Annotated in this window: 17 protein-coding genes and 3 pseudogenes; 16 read left to right on the forward strand and 4 right to left on the reverse strand. The window is 74.3% G+C overall.

The annotated features are described in order from the left end of the window. Positions 1–62 precede the first annotated feature (62 nt). From paaC to BLW63_RS22815, 10 genes are all read left to right on the forward strand, one after another. Entirely contained in the window at positions 63–971 is a 909-nt protein-coding gene (gene paaC, locus BLW63_RS22770) for a 1,2-phenylacetyl-CoA epoxidase subunit PaaC (RefSeq protein ID WP_091161371.1), read from the forward strand. After that, complete coding sequence (gene paaD / locus BLW63_RS22775) at positions 968–1489, forward strand: 1,2-phenylacetyl-CoA epoxidase subunit PaaD (protein WP_170856925.1); 522 nt, start codon at positions 968–970, stop codon at positions 1487–1489. Before paaC ends, paaD begins: the two co-directional genes overlap by 4 nt. After that, a complete protein-coding gene (gene paaE / locus BLW63_RS22780; protein ID WP_244522742.1) occupies positions 1490–2665 on the forward strand; it encodes a 1,2-phenylacetyl-CoA epoxidase subunit PaaE in 1176 nt (391 codons plus the stop codon). A 5-nt stretch (positions 2666–2670) separates the two neighbouring features. Next, positions 2671–3441, forward strand: coding sequence for an enoyl-CoA hydratase-related protein (locus BLW63_RS22785; protein ID WP_091161373.1), 771 nt, complete (start codon positions 2671–2673; stop codon positions 3439–3441). After that, a complete protein-coding gene (locus tag BLW63_RS22790) occupies positions 3438–3830 on the forward strand; it encodes a thioesterase family protein (protein ID WP_091161375.1) in 393 nt (130 codons plus the stop codon). The genes BLW63_RS22785 and BLW63_RS22790 overlap by 4 nt, the downstream gene beginning before the upstream one ends. Before the next feature lie 365 nt (positions 3831–4195). After that, on the forward strand, positions 4196–5584 hold the full coding sequence (locus tag BLW63_RS22795) for an MFS transporter (protein WP_091161378.1): 1389 nt from the start codon (positions 4196–4198) through the stop codon (positions 5582–5584). A 298-nt stretch (positions 5585–5882) separates the two neighbouring features. Then, a complete protein-coding gene (locus BLW63_RS22800; RefSeq protein WP_091161380.1) occupies positions 5883–7124 on the forward strand; it encodes a thiolase family protein in 1242 nt (413 codons plus the stop codon). Beyond that, positions 7121–7975, forward strand: coding sequence for a 3-hydroxyacyl-CoA dehydrogenase family protein (locus BLW63_RS22805; RefSeq protein ID WP_091161382.1), 855 nt, complete (start codon positions 7121–7123; stop codon positions 7973–7975). Before BLW63_RS22800 ends, BLW63_RS22805 begins: the two co-directional genes overlap by 4 nt. 218 nt (positions 7976–8193) lie before the next feature. Next, the gene (locus BLW63_RS22810) at positions 8194–8436 is read left to right on the forward strand and encodes a hypothetical protein (RefSeq protein WP_091161385.1); all 243 of its coding nucleotides are present in this window, start codon (positions 8194–8196) and stop codon (positions 8434–8436) included. 116 nt (positions 8437–8552) lie between these two features. After that, the gene (locus tag BLW63_RS22815; RefSeq protein WP_091161388.1) at positions 8553–9374 is read left to right on the forward strand and encodes a class I SAM-dependent methyltransferase; all 822 of its coding nucleotides are present in this window, start codon (positions 8553–8555) and stop codon (positions 9372–9374) included. Here the strand turns inward: BLW63_RS22815 and amrB are convergent. Both amrB and amrS read right to left on the reverse strand, forming a co-directional pair. Then, the gene (gene amrB / locus BLW63_RS22820) at positions 9362–10180 is read right to left on the reverse strand and encodes an AmmeMemoRadiSam system protein B (RefSeq protein WP_211517241.1); all 819 of its coding nucleotides are present in this window, start codon (positions 10178–10180) and stop codon (positions 9362–9364) included. The genes BLW63_RS22815 and amrB overlap by 13 nt on opposite strands. A 2-nt stretch (positions 10181–10182) precedes the next feature. Further along, entirely contained in the window at positions 10183–11283 is a 1101-nt protein-coding gene (amrS, locus tag BLW63_RS22825) for an AmmeMemoRadiSam system radical SAM enzyme (protein ID WP_091161391.1), read from the reverse strand. Positions 11284–11495: 212 nt separating this feature from the next. On the opposite strand from amrS, the pseudogene BLW63_RS29075 reads away from it, so the two are divergent. The 5 genes and pseudogenes from BLW63_RS29075 to BLW63_RS22840 all read left to right on the forward strand — a co-directional run. Then, a pseudogene (locus tag BLW63_RS29075) lies at positions 11496–11858 on the forward strand (aminotransferase class V-fold PLP-dependent enzyme); the annotation flags it as partial. Between the two features lie 43 nt (positions 11859–11901). Beyond that, positions 11902–12069: a hypothetical protein gene (locus BLW63_RS28220; RefSeq protein ID WP_244522743.1), complete on the forward strand. Its 168-nt coding sequence runs from the start codon at positions 11902–11904 to the stop codon at positions 12067–12069. A gap of 174 nt (positions 12070–12243) precedes the next feature. Beyond that, a pseudogene (locus tag BLW63_RS29080) lies at positions 12244–12669 on the forward strand (AAA family ATPase); the annotation flags it as partial. Between the two features lie 190 nt (positions 12670–12859). Then, on the forward strand, positions 12860–13549 hold the full coding sequence (locus tag BLW63_RS28225; protein ID WP_091161395.1) for a hypothetical protein: 690 nt from the start codon (positions 12860–12862) through the stop codon (positions 13547–13549). An 87-nt stretch (positions 13550–13636) separates the two neighbouring features. Then, entirely contained in the window at positions 13637–14131 is a 495-nt protein-coding gene (locus tag BLW63_RS22840; RefSeq protein ID WP_170856926.1) for a helix-turn-helix transcriptional regulator, read from the forward strand. Here BLW63_RS22840 and BLW63_RS22845 read toward each other — a convergent pair. Both BLW63_RS22845 and BLW63_RS22850 read right to left on the reverse strand, forming a co-directional pair. After that, entirely contained in the window at positions 14081–15745 is a 1665-nt protein-coding gene (locus tag BLW63_RS22845; RefSeq protein ID WP_091161401.1) for a nitrilase-related carbon-nitrogen hydrolase, read from the reverse strand. The genes BLW63_RS22840 and BLW63_RS22845 overlap by 51 nt on opposite strands. Continuing rightward, positions 15726–15980 carry a hypothetical protein gene (locus BLW63_RS22850; RefSeq protein WP_091161403.1) on the reverse strand — a complete coding sequence of 85 codons (255 nt, stop codon included), beginning with the start codon at positions 15978–15980 and terminating at the stop codon, positions 15726–15728. The genes BLW63_RS22845 and BLW63_RS22850 overlap by 20 nt, the downstream gene beginning before the upstream one ends. A 337-nt stretch (positions 15981–16317) precedes the next feature. Between BLW63_RS22850 and BLW63_RS22855 the strand changes: the two are divergent. Continuing rightward, positions 16318–16656 (forward strand): annotated as a pseudogene (locus BLW63_RS22855) (hypothetical protein); the annotation flags it as partial.

Genomic DNA, 16656 nt, shown 5'->3' on the forward strand with positions numbered 1-16656 from the left:
CGCCGTGGGCCCATGAGAAGAGGCCTTCCATCCACCCGTCACGAGGCAAGGAGCGTTCCGTCGTGGTTCACGAGGAGACCGTCTACGAGGCCCTGGTCAACGCCCACGACGAGGGGCACTGGGCCTTCGGCACCGGCTTCGACGAGCCGCTGGCCGGGGTCGATACCACCGTTCCCGACGGCATCGACCCCGCCGACCTGGGCGCCTACTGCCTGATGCTCGGCGACGACGCCCTCGTGCTCGCGCAGCGGCTGACGCAGTGGATCACCAACGCGCCGGAGCTCGAGGAGGAGGTCGCGATCGGCAACATCGGGCTCGACCTGCTCGGCCAGGCCCGGCTGCTGCTGGCCCGTGGCGGCTCGGTGGGTGTGCTCGGCCGCTCCCGGCAGCTGGCCACCGACACCATCCCCGACGAGGACGCGCTGGCCTACTTCCGCGATGCCGACGAGTTCCGCTCCACCGCGCTGGTCGAGGTCGAGAACGGCGACTTCGCCCGGACCCTCGTCCGGCTGCTCGTGGCCGCCTCGGTCCGGCTCGCGGTCCTCGCGCGGCTCCGTGACTCCCGCGACCCGGTGCTCGCCGCGATCGCGACCAAGGGCGTCAAGGAGCTCACCTACCACCGCGACCACGCCGCCCGCTGGGTACTGCGCCTCGGCGACGGCACCGCGGAGTCGCACCGCCGCGCCCAGGACGGCGTCGAGGCGGTGTGGCCGCTGCTGGCCGACCTGTTCACCGCGACCGACGTCGAGACCCGGCTGGCCGCAGCCGGGGTCGCCGTCGACCCGGCCGACGTCCGCGACGAGGTCCGGGCCGTGCTCACCCAGGTGCTCGAGCGGGCCACGCTCGCCGTGCCGGACTGGCCCGCCGACGCACCGCCCCGCGGGCGTCTCGGGGAGCACGGGCCGGAGTTGACCGAGCTGCTCGACACCCTGCAGGGGCTGGCCCGGCAGCACCCGGCGGCGACCTGGTGACCGCCGTGACCCTGCAGCGGGCCACCACCGATCCCCGCGCCGTGGCCGAGACGGTCACCGACCCCGAGCTGCCGATGCTGACCCTCGCCGACCTCGGCGTGCTGCGCGACGTCCGCATGGAGGACGACGGCACGGTCGTCGTCGACATCACGCCCACGTACTCCGGCTGCCCGGCGATGGGGGTCATGCGCGCCGACCTGCTGCACGCGCTGCACGCGGCCGGTTTCCGCGACGTCGACGTCCGCACGGTGCTTTCCCCGGCGTGGACCAGCGATTGGATCAGCGAGGACGGTCGCCGCAAGCTCGCCGCCGGCGGCATCGCCCCGCCGGGGACCGCGCCGGTCCGCTCCCCCGGCCCGGTCCCGCTGCAGCTCGGGCCGACCCGCCGCACGGCCGGCTGCCCGCAGTGCGGCTCGCCCGACACCGTGGAACAGAGCGAGTTCAGCGCCACCGCCTGCAAGGCCCTGCGCCGCTGCCGCAGCTGTGGCGAGCCGTTCGAGCACTTCAAGGAGATCTGAGTGGTGCGACAGGAAGTGAGCATCGCAGCGAGCGCCGGCGAGCGAGGAGCGGAGCGACCGCGGAGCACCACCGAGCGACAGAACACCGCGCCCGCCGAGGCCCCCGCCCGCCCCCGGCGGCGGCCGCAGTTCCACCCGCTCACGGTGGCCGAGGTCGAGCGGTTGACCGACGACGCGGTCGCGGTCACCTTCGACATCCCCGCCGACCTGGCGGAGGACTACCGCTTCAGGCCCGGCCAGGCGCTCACGCTGCGCCGGGTCGACGGCGACCGGGACGAGCGCCGCTCCTACTCCATCTGTGCGCCGGTGGGTGCGGCGCCACGGGTCGGCGTCCGCGAGGTCCCCGGCGGCTTCTTCTCCTCCTACCTGGTGCACGAGGTGAAGCCCGGCGACGCGATCGAGGTGCTGCCGCCGTCGGGCACCTTCACCGCCGACCTGTCGACGCCGGCCGATCACGTCTTCGTCGTCGCGGGCTCCGGCATCACCCCGGCGCTGTCGCTGGCCGCCAGCGTGCTGCGCGACGGGCAGTCCACCGTCACGGTCTTCTACGGCAACCGGCGCACCAACACGGTGATGTTCGCCGACGAGCTGGCCGACCTCAAGGACGCCTACGGCCCCCGCCTGCAGCTGGTGCACGTGCTCTCCCGCGAGCCGCGCGATGCAGAGCTGACCAGCGGCCGGCTCGACGGCGCCCGCCTGCGGGCGCTGGTCGAGAACCTCGTCGAGGTCGAGCGCGTCGACCACTGGTGGCTGTGCGGTCCGCACGGCATGGTCGGCGACGCGCGAGCCCTCCTCGCCGAGCTCGGCGTGCCGTCCGAGAAGGTGCACCAGGAGCTGTTCTACGTCGACGACGTCCCGCCGCAGCCGGTCCGCGGCGACGACCAGACCGTCACCGGTCCCAGCAGCCAGGTCACCGTCGTCCTCGACGGGCGCTCCACCACGCTGGCCCTGCCCAAGGACGAGACCGTGCTCGACTCCGCCCAGCGGGTCCGCTCGGACCTGCCCTTCGCCTGCAAGGGAGGCGTCTGCGGCACCTGCCGCGCGCGGGTGACCGACGGCGAGGTCGAGATGCGGAGGAACTACGCCCTCGAGGCCAAGGAGGTCGACGCCGGCTACGTGCTCACCTGCCAGACGGTGCCCCTCTCCGACGCCGTCACCGTCGACTTCGACGCCTGACGCCGATGAGCGACCGGGTCCTGCAGGTGGAGCGCCGGCGCGGGGTCGCCACCCTGACGCTCGACTCCCCCGCCAACCGCAACGCGCTGTCGCGGGCGATGCGCGCCGAGCTGCGCTCCGCCCTGACCGAGGCGATCGCCGACGACTCCGTGCGGGTCGTCGTCCTCGACCACACCGGCCGGGTGTTCTGCTCGGGGATGGACCTGGCCGAGGCCGCCGGCGGCGCGGCCGAGGACCAGGGCGTCAACGAGTTCCCCGCACTGCTGGAGATGGTCTGGGACTCGCCCAAGCCGGTGGTGGGCGTCGTCCGCGGCCCCGCGCGGGCCGGCGGCGTCGGCCTGCTGGCCGCCTGCGACGTGGTGGTCGCCGCCGAGGCGGCCACCTTCGCCTTCACCGAGGTGCGGATCGGGATCGCCCCGGCGGTCATCTCCGCCGTCGTCCTCCCGCGCATGGTGCCGAGCGTGGCGCACCGGCTGCTGCTCACCGGGGAGGTGTTCGAGGCCCCGCAGGCGCTGGCCGGCGGGCTCGTGGACCTCGTCGTCCCCGCCGAGGACGTCGACGCGTGCGTGGCCGCGCAGGTCGAAGCCCTCGGCAAGGGCGCGCCGCTGGCCCTGTCCGAGACCAAGCGGCTGCTGCGCGCAGCGCGGACCGGGCCACTGGCCGAGCGGTTCCCGGACCTCCTGGACCTGTCCGCGCGCCTGTTCGCGAGCGAGGAGGGCCAGGAGGGCATCGCCGCCTTCCGTGAGAAGCGGCCCGCCCGCTGGGTGCCCGCGTGAGGCCTGTCCCCGTCGGCGAGTCGGCCGTCCTCGATGTGGTGGTGACGCCGGAGATGACCGTCTGCTTCGACGAGCTCGGGCCCGTCCACCCGGTGTACGCGACCTACTCGATGGCCAAGCACTTCGAGGAGGCCGGCCGGAAGCTGCTGCTCCGCCACCTCGAGCCCGGCGAGGCCGGGATCGGCAGCTCGCTGTCGGTCGAGCACCTGGCCCCCGCCTGGGTCGGCGATCCCGTCCGGGTGACGGCCCGGTGCGTGGAGCTGCGCGGCAACCGGCTGACCTGCGAGTGCACCGCCGTCGACGCCGAGGGCCGCCTGCTCGGCCGGGGCACGACCGGCCAGGTGGTCATGAGCGAGGAGGCCGTCCAGACCCGCATCGGCGGGCGATAGGGGCGACCTCCCGGCCGCGGGAGCCCGGGCGTGCCGCGCCCGTCTCTGCCGGGGTGCCCGGTGTCAGCAGGACCGCCTGCCACGACCGGCCGGCCCTCCGCGGCGGGCACGCACTCGGGGGGCGGGGTGTGTGGCCGGTCTCGTCGGCGAGGCTCCTCGGACGGTGTCGGTCACGCCGCGGCAGGGAGCGGTGGTCCGAGCTGCTGAGCCGCGACGATCGCCTCCGGCTGCGAGCGGGTGACGGTCCCGAGGGCCGTCGCGCACCGAGAGGCCATTGTGCCGTCGGGCACATCCGGGTACCGTCGCCCCATGAACTGACCGATCGGTCAGTAAACGAACCCCCACCGATCGACGGCGGAGTTCTCATGTCTCTCCTCAGCCATGCTCCCTCCCGCTCGCGCCAGCGGAAGACCGCCGAGGAACGCAAGGTCCTCGCGGGCACCCTCGCCGGCACCACCATCGAGTGGTACGACTTCTTCATCTACGCCCAGGCCGCGAGCCTGGTGCTCGCACCGCTCTTCCTGTCCCCGCTGAGCGAGGACTCCCCCGGGCTGGCCACCGTGCTCTCGCTGGCCACCATCGGCATCAGCTTCCTGTTCCGCCCACTGGGGGCCATCGTGGCCGGGCGCTTCGGCGACCGGCTGGGCCGCAAGCGGATGCTGGTCTTCACCCTGCTGCTGATGGGCACGGCCACCGCACTCATCGGACTGCTGCCGACGTACGAGCAGATCGGCCTGGCCGCACCGGCCATCCTGATCCTGCTGCGGGTCCTGCAGGGCTTCTCCGCAGGCGGCGAGTGGGGCGGCGCGGCGCTGATGTCGGTGGAGCACGCCCCGGTGGAGCGGCGTGGTCTGTTCGGCGCCTATCCGCAGATCGGTGTGCCGATCGGCATGATCCTCGCGACGGGCGTGCTGTGGCTGCTGTCCACGGCGATGACTCCCGAGCAGTTCCAGTCCTGGGGCTGGCGCATCCCCTTCCTGCTCTCGGTGGTCCTGATCCTCATCGGCTACCTGATCCGCCGCGCCGTGGAGGAGAGCCCGGTCTTCAAGGAGATGCGGCTGCGGAAGAAGGAGTCCTCCGCACCGCTGCGCGACCTCTTCCGGCGCAACACCAAGCAGGTCGTGCTCAGCGCACTGATCTTCATCGCCAACAACGCCGCCGGGTACCTGCTCATCGCCTTCTTCATCGCCTACGCCAGCACCACCCTGGGCCTGCCGCGCCCGTCGGTCCTGCTCGCCACCACCCTGGCGTCCTTCGGCTGGCTCGTCTTCACGCTGTACGGCGGCGCCCTGTCCGACCGCATCGGCCGGGTGCGGACGTTCCAGATCGGCTACGCCCTGGTCTTCGTCTGGATGATCCCGATGTTCCTGCTCATCGACACCCGGAACATCTGGCTCTACGGCGTCGCACTGTTCCTGCTGACCGTCGGACTGGGGCTCTCGTACGGCCCGATGTCGGCGATGTACGCGGAGATGTTCCCCGTCGAGGTCCGCTATTCCGGCGTCTCGATCGGCTACGCCCTGGGGGCGATCCTCGGTGGCGCCTTCGCGCCGATGATCGCCGAACTGCTCCTGCAGTCAACGGGGTGGTCGGGCTCGGTCGGCGTCTACATCATGGTGCTCTGCGTCATCTCCCTCGCCGCGGTGACCGCCGCCGGGGAGACCCGCGGGAGGAACCTCCGGGTGGCCGAGGCCCATGAGGAGTACCTGCGCGCGCACCCGGACGAGGCCGGAACGCTCGACGTCCGACCCTGACGGGCGGCCGCCACACGTCCGGCGACACGAACGGACCCCGGGGCGCTGGGCGGCGGCCGCCCCCGCCGCCCAGCCCCCGGGTCACCGCACGCCACACACCGGGCGGGCGACACGGCGACGCGGCCTCCCGACGCTGGTGAGTCCCGCATCCGCCTCGGGCGCCGGCGACTGTGCCGAGGGCTCCTGGGGGTTGCTTCCCCGGAGGGCACCCGCCAAGCTGGGCGCACCTACTACTGACCAAGCGGTCGGTTAATCCGTTCCCACCACACGGCCGGATCCGGCGAGCCGAGGAGCGACGATGTCCCACGAGAACACCGAGGTCTACCTCGTCGACGGGGTGCGTACCCCGCAGGGGAAGTACGGCGGCGCCCTGGCGTCCGTCCGCCCCGACGACCTCGCCGCCCTGGTGGTGGGCGAGGCGCTGCGCCGGTCCGGCGCTCCCGCGGAGGCGGTCGAGGAGGTCGTCCTCGGTGCGGCGAACCAGGCGGGCGAGGACAACCGCGACGTCGCCCGCATGGCCGTGTTGCTCGCCGGCCTGCCGGACACGGTGCCCGGCTACACCACCAACCGGCTCTGCGCGTCGGGGCTGACCGCGACGGCGTCGGCGGCAGCCTCCATCCGGGCCGGGGAACTGGACCTGGCCATCGCAGGTGGCGTGGAGTCGATGACCCGCGCCCCGTGGGTCATGGCCAAGCCCGGCACGCCGTGGGCCAAGCCGGGCGAGGTCGCGGACACCGCCCTCGGCTGGCGGTTCACCAACCCCCGGTTCACCGCCCACGACGAGTCGGCCGAGCACCCCGAGGACCCGCGCACCCGCAAGGTCACGCTGTCGATGGGCGAGACGGCCGAGGAGATCGCCGCCCTCGACTGCCTCACCCGCGAGGAGTGCGACGCCTTCTCGGTCCGCAGCCACGAGCGGGCGGTCGCCGCCCAGGACGCCGGCCGGTTCCACCGGGAGATCGTCCCGGTCACTGTGCGCGTGAAGGACACCGTCGAGGTGACCGCGGACGAGGGTCCCCGTCGCGGCTCGACGCCGGAGACCCTCGGCAGGCTCGAGCCGGTGTTCCGGGCCGGCGGGATCGTCACCGCCGGGAACAGCTCACAGCTGTCGGACGGCGCCGCTGCCCTCGTGCTCGCCAGCAGCGCGGCGGTCGAGCGGCACGGGCTCACCCCGCGGGCACGGATCGTGGTCAGCGCGAGCGCCGGTGTCGCCCCCAACGTCATGGGGCTGGGGCCGGTCCCGGCGACGGAGAAGGCACTGGCCAAGGCCGGCTGGACCGTCGACGACCTGGACGCCGTCGAGCTCAACGAGGCCTTCGCCACCCAGTCGCTCGGGGTGCTGCGCCGGCTGAAGATCGACGAGCAGATCACCAACGCCGACGGCGGCGCGATCGCCCTCGGCCACCCACTCGGGTGCTCGGGGGCCCGCCTCCTGGTGACCCTGCTCGGCCGGCTCGAGCGCGAGGGCGGCCGCCGCGGCCTCGCCACCCTGTGCGTCGGCGTCGGTCAGGGTGTCGCGATGCTCGTGGAGACGGTGTGACCGCCGTCCCGGCCCGAGTCGGCGTCATCGGCGGCGGCCGCATGGGCGCCGGCATCGCCCAGGCCTTCCTGGCGGCCGGCGCCCGGGTCGCGGTCGTCGAGGCCGGCGACGAGGCCGCCGCGGCCGCCCGCGGACGCGTCGCCGACGGCCTGCAGGAGGCCGCCCGGCGAGGCAAGCTCGACGGCGACGTCACCACGGTCCTGGACCGGCTCACCGTGGTCGACTCCCCCACCGCGCTGGACATCGGGACCGGCCTGGTCGTCGAGGCCGTCCCCGAGCAGGCCGACCTCAAGGCCCGGGTGCTGCGGGCCGCGGAGGCAGCCGTCGCCCCTGACGCCGTGCTGGCCACCAACACCAGCTCCCTGTCCGTCACCGAGCTCGCCTCGGCGCTGGAGCGCCCGGCCAGGTTCCTCGGCCTGCACTTCTTCAACCCGGTGCCGGCGTCCAAGCTGGTCGAGGTCGTGGTCGCCCGCGAGACCGACCCGGAGCTGGTCGCGACGGCGAGCGGCTGGGTGCGCGCCCTGGGCAAGACCGACGTCGTGGTGCAGGACTCCCCCGGCTTCGCCTCGTCCCGACTCGGCGTGCTGCTGGGGCTGGAGGCCATCCGCATGCTCGAGGAGGGGGTCGCGGACGCCGAGGCGATCGACACCGCCATGGAGCTCGGTTACCGCCACCCGATGGGCCCGCTGCGCTCCACCGACCTCGTCGGCCTCGATGTGCGGCTGGCGATCGCCGAGTACCTGCACCGGACCCTCGGCGAGCGGTTCGCCCCGCCGCAGCTGCTCCGCGACAAGGTCGCCGCCGGCGAGCTCGGCCGGAAGACCGGGCGCGGGTTCCACACCTACACCTGATCCCCTCGCCCCGAGGGGCGACCATGACGTCTCGCACCGCTCCCGCGCCGAGCTCACCGACGTCCTGCGGGCGGTCGCGGCGGACGGGTCCGGGCTCGCATCGGGGCCCTGGTCCTGTCGTACCCCCGGGTCATGCTGAGGCCGTCCGGATCGCACCGCCGGCGTCGCCGTCGCAGTTCGCGGCCGTCGCACCGGCGGGTCCGGGAGGAGGCGACGAGATGAGGACGTACGACCCCGCGGACAGCATCGTCTACGTCCACCTGGCGCAGCACCCTGCTACGCCGCGGCCCGCCCGCGAGGATTGTCACCCGCTGCCCGCCGGCTACGCGAACGTGTCCCTCCGGGCTCGGCTCGGTGGCCCGCGCGCGGTCGGTGCCCGCCCGGTGCTCGCTCTCCTCCCCGGCGGGTCGGCGGCGGCCGGCCCCGCCGCCTCGGTGCCGGCGCTGCGCCTGGTCCGGTAGCCGTCCTGCACTGCGGCCCGTTCCGCTCCGCGTCGGTATCGGGCGCCGACGTGCCCTACGACCCTGGGACCGGTCCCGGCCGGGGGCTTGGCTACCGGTGGAGGGGAGGACCCACCATGGCGGCTACCCTGCCGGCCTTCACGCCGGTCGAAGACAGCCTGTTCCTGACGCTCTGCTGCCGGGCGCTCGACTACCGCTCGCCGCGTCCCGTCCTCGGTGACGCGATGGCCGACGAGATCGTGCGCACACTCGACTACGACCACGCGTCACTGCACATCGACACCAACCTGCGGCTCAACGCCGCGCTGCGGGCCAAGAAGCTCGATGAGGTCGCGTCCCGGTTCCTGGCGCGTCACCCGGACGGCGTCGGGGTGGACCTAGGCGCGGGGCTGGACACCCGGGTGCTCCGCATCGACCCGCCGTCCACCGTCGACTGGTACGACGTCGACCTCCCCGCGGTCGCCGAGGCCCGTGCGGGCCTGGTGCCGGAACCCGCCAACGCCCACGTCGTCGCGGCGGACGTGACGGACCCGGACTGGCTTTCCGCCGTCCCCGCCGACCGGCCGGCCGTGATCGTCGCCGACGGCCTGCTGGGCTTCCTCGCCCTCGACCAGGTCGGAACCCTGCTGAACCGGCTGACGAGCCACTTCCCGAGCGGGGAGATCGCCTTCAACAGCTACCCCAAGTTCGCGATCTGGGCGATCCAGCACACCCCGGGTACCCGTTCCGTCGCCGACCTGATCAAGTTCCCCGGCTCCGACGACCCGCACGACCCGGAACGCTGGGACCCCGCACTGACCCTGGTCCGGGAGATCCTGATCCCCCGGGAGCCCGAGGTCGCCCTGTTCCCCCCGCTCCTGCGCGCGTACTACCGGCTGTCGGCGCGCAGCACGGCCTGGGCCCGGAAGGGCACGGTCGTGCTGCACTACCGCTTCTGAGCGGCCGACGGCGCCGGACCCGTCCCCGCGGCGTCGTGCAGGAGGAACGCGCCGTAGCCGACGACCCGGTCGCGCCCCGCCCCGGTGTCGGCCGAGGTCGCCAGCGCGAGCAGCTCCACCGCCAGGGAGCGCTCGGCGGCGTGGGACAGCAGCCCGCGCAGCGGGGCGGCGCCGCAGGCGTCCTCCGGTCCCACGGCGCCGGCGTCGCGGGCCAGGACCGCGTCGGCGGTGCGTCGGTCCCGCTCCCGGGCGGAGCGCTCGTCGAGGTGGTGGCTGAGGTCGGTGGAGACGACGGCGAGCGCGCCGTCGAGGGCGGTCAGGACGGCCGCCACGGACGCCGGCTGCGCGCGGCCGACCAGCACCGGCAGCACCGTCAGGTCGGGGCCGAGGACCCGCTGCAGGAACGGCAGCTGCGTCTCGAGGGAGTGCTCGCCGTCGTGCGGCCGGTCGTCCACCGCCACGCCGGGCAGCGCGGCGGCCGCCGTCCGGGCGTCGTCGTCGACCGCCACGGCGCCCAGCGGCGTGGCGAGGGCGTCCACGGCCGGCACCGCCATGCCGTCGAGCGGCCAGCGGTGCGCCGGCCCGAGCAGCACCACCCGGGGGACGGCGTCCCGCAGCTGCGCGTACGCGGTCGCGGCCACCGCGCCCGAGTAGCGGTAGCCGGCGTGCGGCGCGACCAGGGCAGCGGGCCGGACCGGCGGGAGCGGGCGCCGGACCCCGCCGAGCAGCCGGTCCACCAGCTCCCGCAGCTCCTCCCGGTCGCCGGGGTAGAACCGGCCGGCGACCGCGGGCGGACGCACCCGCACGCTCAGCCCCCTGCGAGGGACACCGGCAGCCGCCGCGCCCCCCACCGGCCGACCGGCCCGTCGTAGCGGCCCGGGACAGCCGTGCCGCAGGAGGCGCAGCGCCCGTCGTCGGTGAGCCGGTAGCGCCCGATGACGTACCAGTCCCGCTCCACGACGGTCTCGCGGCAGGCCGGGCAGGTGGTGCGGCCGCCCTCGGCGTCGTGCACGTTGCCCGTGTAGACGAAGCGCAGCCCGGAGTCCCGGGCGATCCGCCGCGCGCGGGTCAGCGTCGCCGGCGGCGTGGGCGGCACGTCGCGCATCTTGAAGTCCGGGTGGAAGGCGGTGAAGTGCAGCGGGACGTCGGGCCCCAGGTGCTCGGCGAGCCATGCGCACTCGGCGCCGATCTCCTGGTCGGAGTCGTTGTGCCCGGGGATGAGCAGCGTGGTGACCTCGAACCACACGTCGGTCTCGTGCCGCAGGTACACGAGGGTGTCGAGCACCGGCTGCAGGCGGGCGGCCGCCACCCGCCGGTAGAAGTCGTCGGTGAAGGCCTTGAGGTCGACGTTCGCGGCGTCGACGTGCGCGTACAGCTCCCGCCGCGCCTCCTCGCCCACGTAGCCGGCGGTGACCAGGACGGCCTTGATGCCCCGCGCCCGGCACGCGTCGGCGACGTCCACCGCGTACTCGAGGAAGATCGTCGGGTCGTTGTACGTCATGGCGACGCTGCGGCAGCCCAGCCGCTCGGCGGCCGCGGCGACGCCGTCGGGGCCGGCGGTGTCGGAGAGCCGGTCGATCTCCCGCGACTTGGAGATGTCCCAGTTCTGGCAGAACCGGCAGGACAGGTTGCAGCCGGCGGTGCCGAACGACAGCACCGCGCTGCCCGGCAGGAAGTGGTTGAGCGGCTTCTTCTCGATGGGGTCCACGCAGAACCCGCTCGACCGCCCGTAGGAGGTCAGCACGACCTGGTCGTCGACGCGGCCGCGCACGAAGCACAGGCCCCGCTGGCCCTCGTGCAGCCGGCACTCCCGCGGGCAGACGTCGCACTGCACCCGACCGTCGTCGAGCCGGTGCCAGTACCGGCCCGGCACCGTGAAGCGGTCCTGGAGATTGATGTCGGCGGTCATGACGCCTCCCGCGGCCACGATAGGCCCGCCGGACCCCGTCGCCCCGGGCGTCGGACGCGGGCCGCCCGGACCCGCTACCCGGCGGTGACGAACGGGTGACGCCCCCGCACCACGCTGGACCCACGATCGCCGGATCGACCGGGCGAGCCGCGCCGACGCGACCACGCCCGGGCGCGGGACCGGGCCGGGGTCGGGACGGGAGCCTGGGAGCGATGAGGACTGTTCGACCTGTGGCGCCATCGACCCCGGGTGGTCGCCTCGTCGGCGACGACCTGAGGATCCCCGTCGCGGGCGCCCTCCGCCGCTACGTGGACCTCGACACCGCGGCCACCACGGCGGCGTCGGACGCCGTCCTGCGTGCCGTGGAGGACTTCCTGCCGTGGTACTCGAGCGTGCACCGGGGCGCCGGGGCGAAGTCGCAGTACTCGACCGCCCGGTACGAGCAGGCGCAGGAGACCACCACCCGGTTCGTGGGCGCCGACCCGGCGACGCACGTGGCCCTGTTCCCCCGGAACACCACCGAGGCGCTCAACCTGCTCGCCTTCCGGCTCGGCCTCAGCCGGGACGACGTCGTCGTGACCACCGCGGTCGCACCACCGACCTTCGAGGAGCCGCGCCATGAGCCGCGAGCCGCAGGACCCCGACGCCTACACCGAGCCCCGGGCCGCGACGGAAGGGATGGCCGATCCGCTCACCGTGATCCGGGCGGAGGAGCGCGCCGACGCCGAGGAGGACGGGCGTCGGCAACGGGGACTTGACGACGGCGAGCTGGGCGGGGAGGCCTGACCGGCCGCGCCAGGAGCAGGCACCGGCGGAGCGCGACCGGAGCGATCCCCATCGCCTTCCCGGCGAGCACGAGCCCGGGGAGCACCGGGCGGCCCAGGAGGCGTCGTGACGGGACCACCGCACTCCCCGCTGCTGTCGGTGAAGCACGCGGTGCCACCTCCACGGCCGGGGGCAGTGGTCCGGGAGCGCCTGCACGACCGGCTCCGCGCCGCCCCGGGCTCCCGGTTGTGCGTGCTGGTGGCGCCGGCCGGCTGGGGCAAGACGACGCTGTTGGCGCTTTGGGCGACGGAGCCCGACCAACGGCCGCGCACGGCGTGGGTGTCGCTCGACCGGTCCGACGACGAGCCGGTCCGGTTCTGGACCTACGTGCTGACGGCGCTCCGTGAGCTCGACCCGGCGGTGGGCGGCCGGGCGCTGACGGCGCTGTCCGCTCCGGGAGTGGAGCCGGTCACCGCCGCGCTGCCGCTGTTGCTGAACGACCTGGCGGCGAGCACCGGCCGGTACGTCCTGGTCCTGGACGACGTCCACGTCCTGCGCGACCGCGGGGTCTGGGAGGGGCTGGAGTTCCTGCTCACCTACGTGCTGGCGTCCCTGTGCGTGGTGATGGCCGGACGAGCCGACCCCGCGCTGCCGCTGGCCAGACTGCGGGCGCGCGGCGAACTGACCGAGATCCGGGCGACGGACCTGCGGTTCACCGTCGAGGAGGCGTCGGCCATGGTGGCCGCGGTCGGTGGCGTGCGGTTGCCGCCGTCCTCGCTGGTGCCGCTGTGGCGACGCCCTGCTGCGCGACGTGCTGCGACGAGAGCTCGGGGCCACCCGTCCCGACCCGGTCCCGGCGCTGCTCGGCCGGGCCGCCGACTGGTACGCCCGCGAGGGGCGGACCGACGAGGCCGTCCGGCACCTGATCGCCGCCGGGGACCTCGTCGGTGCGACCGACCTGCTGAGGTCCTCCGAGACGTGGTTCTTCGAGCGCGGCGCCGCGGCTGCCTACCTGCAGTTCGGTGAGGACGCGGCGTCAGCCGGCGGGCCGGCCGACGCCGAGGTCTGCGTGATGCTCGCCTACGCCGCCGTGCTGAGCGGTCGCTTCGACCGGGTGCGGCACTGGTGTGACGCTGCCGAGGCCGTGGTCGACGACGGTGCCGTGTCGATCGACGGGTGGCTCAGCGCCCGCGCCTGCCTGCTGACGATGCGAGCCGCCTACGGCCACGAGGAGGGCGACCTCGGCGCCACCGCCCTCGCCGAGGGACGCGGTGCCGTGCAGCTCGAGACGGATCCCGAGCGTCCCGGCTACGTGCTGGCGCATGCTGCGTTGGCGAGCACGCTCGTGCGCTCCGAGCAGTACGCCGACGCGGTCGCCCTGCTCGCCGACGCCTGGCGACGACCCTCACCTGCCCTGCTGCCGACGTCCGCGCTGCTCCAGACCGCGGGGCTCCTGGCCCTGAACCTCCTCCACGTGGGCGAGCTCGAGCCAGCGAGGTAGGTCTGTGCCGAGGTCGGGGCGCGGGCCGACGCCCTGGAGGACGCGTGGGGGGACGCCGCCGCGGCGTCGGTCACCTGGCTCAGGCTCGTGGCCGGCCGCCTCGCTCACCGCGCTGGCGACCTGGCGCTCGCCCGGAGCCACCTGCGCCGCGCGGTCCGGTTCGCCGAGACCTGGGGGCGGGACGTGGAACTGGTGAGGGCACTGAGCAGCCTGGCCGAGGTCGAGCTCGCCGCAGGCGACCGGGGAGCTGCGCGCGAGGCGGCGACCCGGGCCCGCGAGGTCGCGGGTGCGACCCCGCTCCGACGGCTCGCGGCGGCGGAGCTGCAGGCGGTCGAGACCCGGCTCGGCCGAGGCGCCGTGCGTGCCGCACGGCGGCTCGGCCGACTCCACGAGGACCTCACCGATCGGGAGCTGTCGGTGCTGACGGCGCTGTCCGGCCCGGCCAGTCAGCGGGAGGTCGGCGAGGCGCTGTTCCTGTCCGTCAACACCGTGAAGGGCTACACCAAGAGCCTGTACCGCAAGCTCGGCGCGTCATCGCGGCGGGAGGCCGTCGAGCAGGGCAGGGCGCTCGGCCTGATCTGAGCCGGTCCGCGCGGCCGGACCAGCACCGTCGCGGGATCGGCGGCGGGCACCCCAGGCTGCGCCGGTCAGGACGAGCAGGCCGACCACGCTGGCCCAGGCGACGGTGTCCCCCGCGCGGGGGTACCACGTGTCGGTCCCCCGCGTCGGCACGGAGACCACCAGGGTCTGCTCGGAGGCGACGACGTAGTCGGCCTTGTGGCCGAGCAGCCGGCCCTGCGCGTCGGTGGCCAGCGAGATCCCCTGACGGGTCGGGCGGACCAGCGCGACCCCGTTCTCGACCGCACGGAAGGGCGCCTGCTGGGCGTGCCACCCCGCGATGCTGCGCCAGTCGCTGGACGGCACCAGGAGGATGTCGACCCCGGCCCGGCCGGCCTGGCGGACCAGACCGGGGAAGAAGTCGTCCTGGCAGATGATCGTGGCCAGCCGGCCGTAGGGTGTGTCGACGGTCGGGACGACGCCGGGACCTGGTTCCTGCCCGTCCCCCGGCGTGGGCTTGGACTTCTGGTAGTCCCACACGACCGTGCCGCTCGGGCCCAGCAGGACGGCGTGGTTCTCGTTGACCGCGCCCCCGTCGGATTCGTCGCCGGCGTCGGCGAGCTGCACGATCATCGAGACTTGGAGGTAGACCCCGTGCCGCCGGGCCAGGTCCGCCGCGCGCGCCACGACGGCGGTCTGCTCCTCCTCGAGCGTGCGGACGGCGGCCTCCGACCAGGCGATGATCCTCGCGTCGGCGACGGCCTCCCGCTCGGATCGCTGGAACAGCTCGTCGAGCACCGGCCGGAGGTACTCGTCCCGGACGGCGGCACGCTCCGCGGGATCGGCCGTGGTGAGATCCGGTGCGGAGTAGGCCAGGTCCGACAGCTGCCGGTCAGGGGCGAGGGCGGCGACGCGCACCGTCTCCGCGGCGGGTGCGGCGAAGGCGAGCTGGACTCCGCCGAACAGCAGAGCGGCGGTCAGGACCGCGGCGAAGGCCACGACCGGGCCCCGGCTCCCCGAGCCCGACCACCCCTGCTCCCAGAGCTGGTTCAGCACCGGCGCCAGCCAGCTCACCAGGAAGGTCAGGCCCCAGATTCCCGTCACCGATGCCAGTTGCAGCAGCGGCAGGCCGGCGTACTGGGAGTAGGCCGTGCTGCCCGCGGTGCCGTAGGCGCTGCTGATCGCGCCGACGAGCTCCACGGCGGTCACGGCTGCCGGGAAGACCAGCGTGCGCGAGAGGCCGCTCAACCACGGCGCCAGGACGCGGTCGACGGCGAACGGCACCGCACCGCCGACCCCGAGGGTGACGACGAAGAGGTAGTACCCGATCCCGTTCTCCATCGGGAAGAACCCGTCCCTGGCTCCCACCAGCAGCGCCAGGCACATCGCGACCACCAGGACCGGCAACCCGATCGCGGGTCGCTGGCTGCGGGTGAAGCGCATCAGGAAGACGGGCGCCACCCACGCCGCCAGGGGGATCAGCGTCTGCATGCTGGCGAAGGGCAGCAGGCCCGCGCCCACGAGCAGCCACAGCCACGACCACCGGGAGACCGGGTGTGGCCGGGGCCCTGTGCGGGGCCTGCCCCGGACCGCTGTGCCGGGGGCCGTGGCGATCGGATCACCGCTGATCGTGGCCATGTCGACTCCTCCCGATCCTGGTGGCCGTCACGGCCACCACCAGCACGACCGCGCCACCCACGTCCCAGACCTGGGTCAGCAGCGCCCTCAACGCGGCCTGGTCGGGAACCGAGCACTCGATGACCACTCCGGCCGGTGCAGCGGAGACCCGGACGTCCCCGAACCGATCTCGCACGTCCCCGATGACCGCTGACGGCATCGGGCTGCTCACGACCAGGCAGTACGTCGGTTCCACGGTGGCCTCCTGCGTTCCCACCCACCGTGCCGCGGCCCTCGGCCGCCCACACCACCCCCACCGGAGAACCACCCCGGGTGGGTGCGGACCATGCCCGACCCACCCCGCCGGCTGCCCGTGCTCACGTCCGGGCGGCGGCGGGCGGACCGGGGTCCCTCGACACCGCCGGAAAGGAGCCGGAGGAGCCCGCGGTGGCCACCAGGGGTGAGCGGTGCAGCGGCCGCGGCCGACGGGTGCAGGGTCAGCCCTGAGGACGGTCCAGGGCCTGCCTGCTGGTCGGGGCGGGGCCGTCCGGCGGACCCTCGGTCGTGTTCCTCTCCACCCGACGGAGGCCCTCATGTCCAGCACCGTGTCCTGGGTGCGGCAGCACCGGCTGATCAGCTTCTTCTCCCTCGCCTACGCGGTGTCGTGGACGCCCTGGGCGTTCGACGCGGCCGGGATCTCGCTGGGCACGCCCTTCTTCCCCGGCGGTCCGCTCGTCGCGGCGCTCGTCGTCATTGCGGTCGCCGACGGTCGCCGGGGGTTCCGGCAGCTCGGCTCGCGGCTGGTCCGGTGGCGGGTCGGCTGGGTCTGGTACGCCGTCGCGCTCGGCCTGCCCGTCCTGCTGGTGCTCGCGACCGGTGTCGTCATGTCGGCGCTCGGCGCTCCTGCACCCGATCTGTCGGCGATCGTCTGG

Source organism: Geodermatophilus africanus (assembly GCF_900107105.1).
Classification (GTDB): domain Bacteria; phylum Actinomycetota; class Actinomycetes; order Mycobacteriales; family Geodermatophilaceae; genus Geodermatophilus; species Geodermatophilus africanus.

Excerpts from the sequence above, each read along its gene's own strand:
- BLW63_RS22810 (WP_091161385.1), top strand. The coding sequence starts at position 8,194 with ATGAGGACGTACGACCCCGCGGACAGCATCGTCTACGTCCACCTGGCG.
- BLW63_RS22795 (WP_091161378.1), top strand. The coding sequence starts at position 4,196 with ATGTCTCTCCTCAGCCATGCTCCCTCCCGCTCGCGCCAGCGGAAGACC.
- BLW63_RS28220 (WP_244522743.1), top strand. The coding sequence starts at position 11,902 with ATGAGCCGCGAGCCGCAGGACCCCGACGCCTACACCGAGCCCCGGGCC.
- BLW63_RS22845 (WP_091161401.1), bottom strand. The coding sequence starts at position 15,745 with ATGGCCACGATCAGCGGTGATCCGATCGCCACGGCCCCCGGCACAGCG.
- amrS (WP_091161391.1), bottom strand. The coding sequence starts at position 11,283 with ATGACCGCCGACATCAATCTCCAGGACCGCTTCACGGTGCCGGGCCGG.
- BLW63_RS22785 (WP_091161373.1), top strand. The coding sequence starts at position 2,671 with ATGAGCGACCGGGTCCTGCAGGTGGAGCGCCGGCGCGGGGTCGCCACC.
- BLW63_RS22815 (WP_091161388.1), top strand. The coding sequence starts at position 8,553 with ATGGCGGCTACCCTGCCGGCCTTCACGCCGGTCGAAGACAGCCTGTTC.
- BLW63_RS22800 (WP_091161380.1), top strand. The coding sequence starts at position 5,883 with ATGTCCCACGAGAACACCGAGGTCTACCTCGTCGACGGGGTGCGTACC.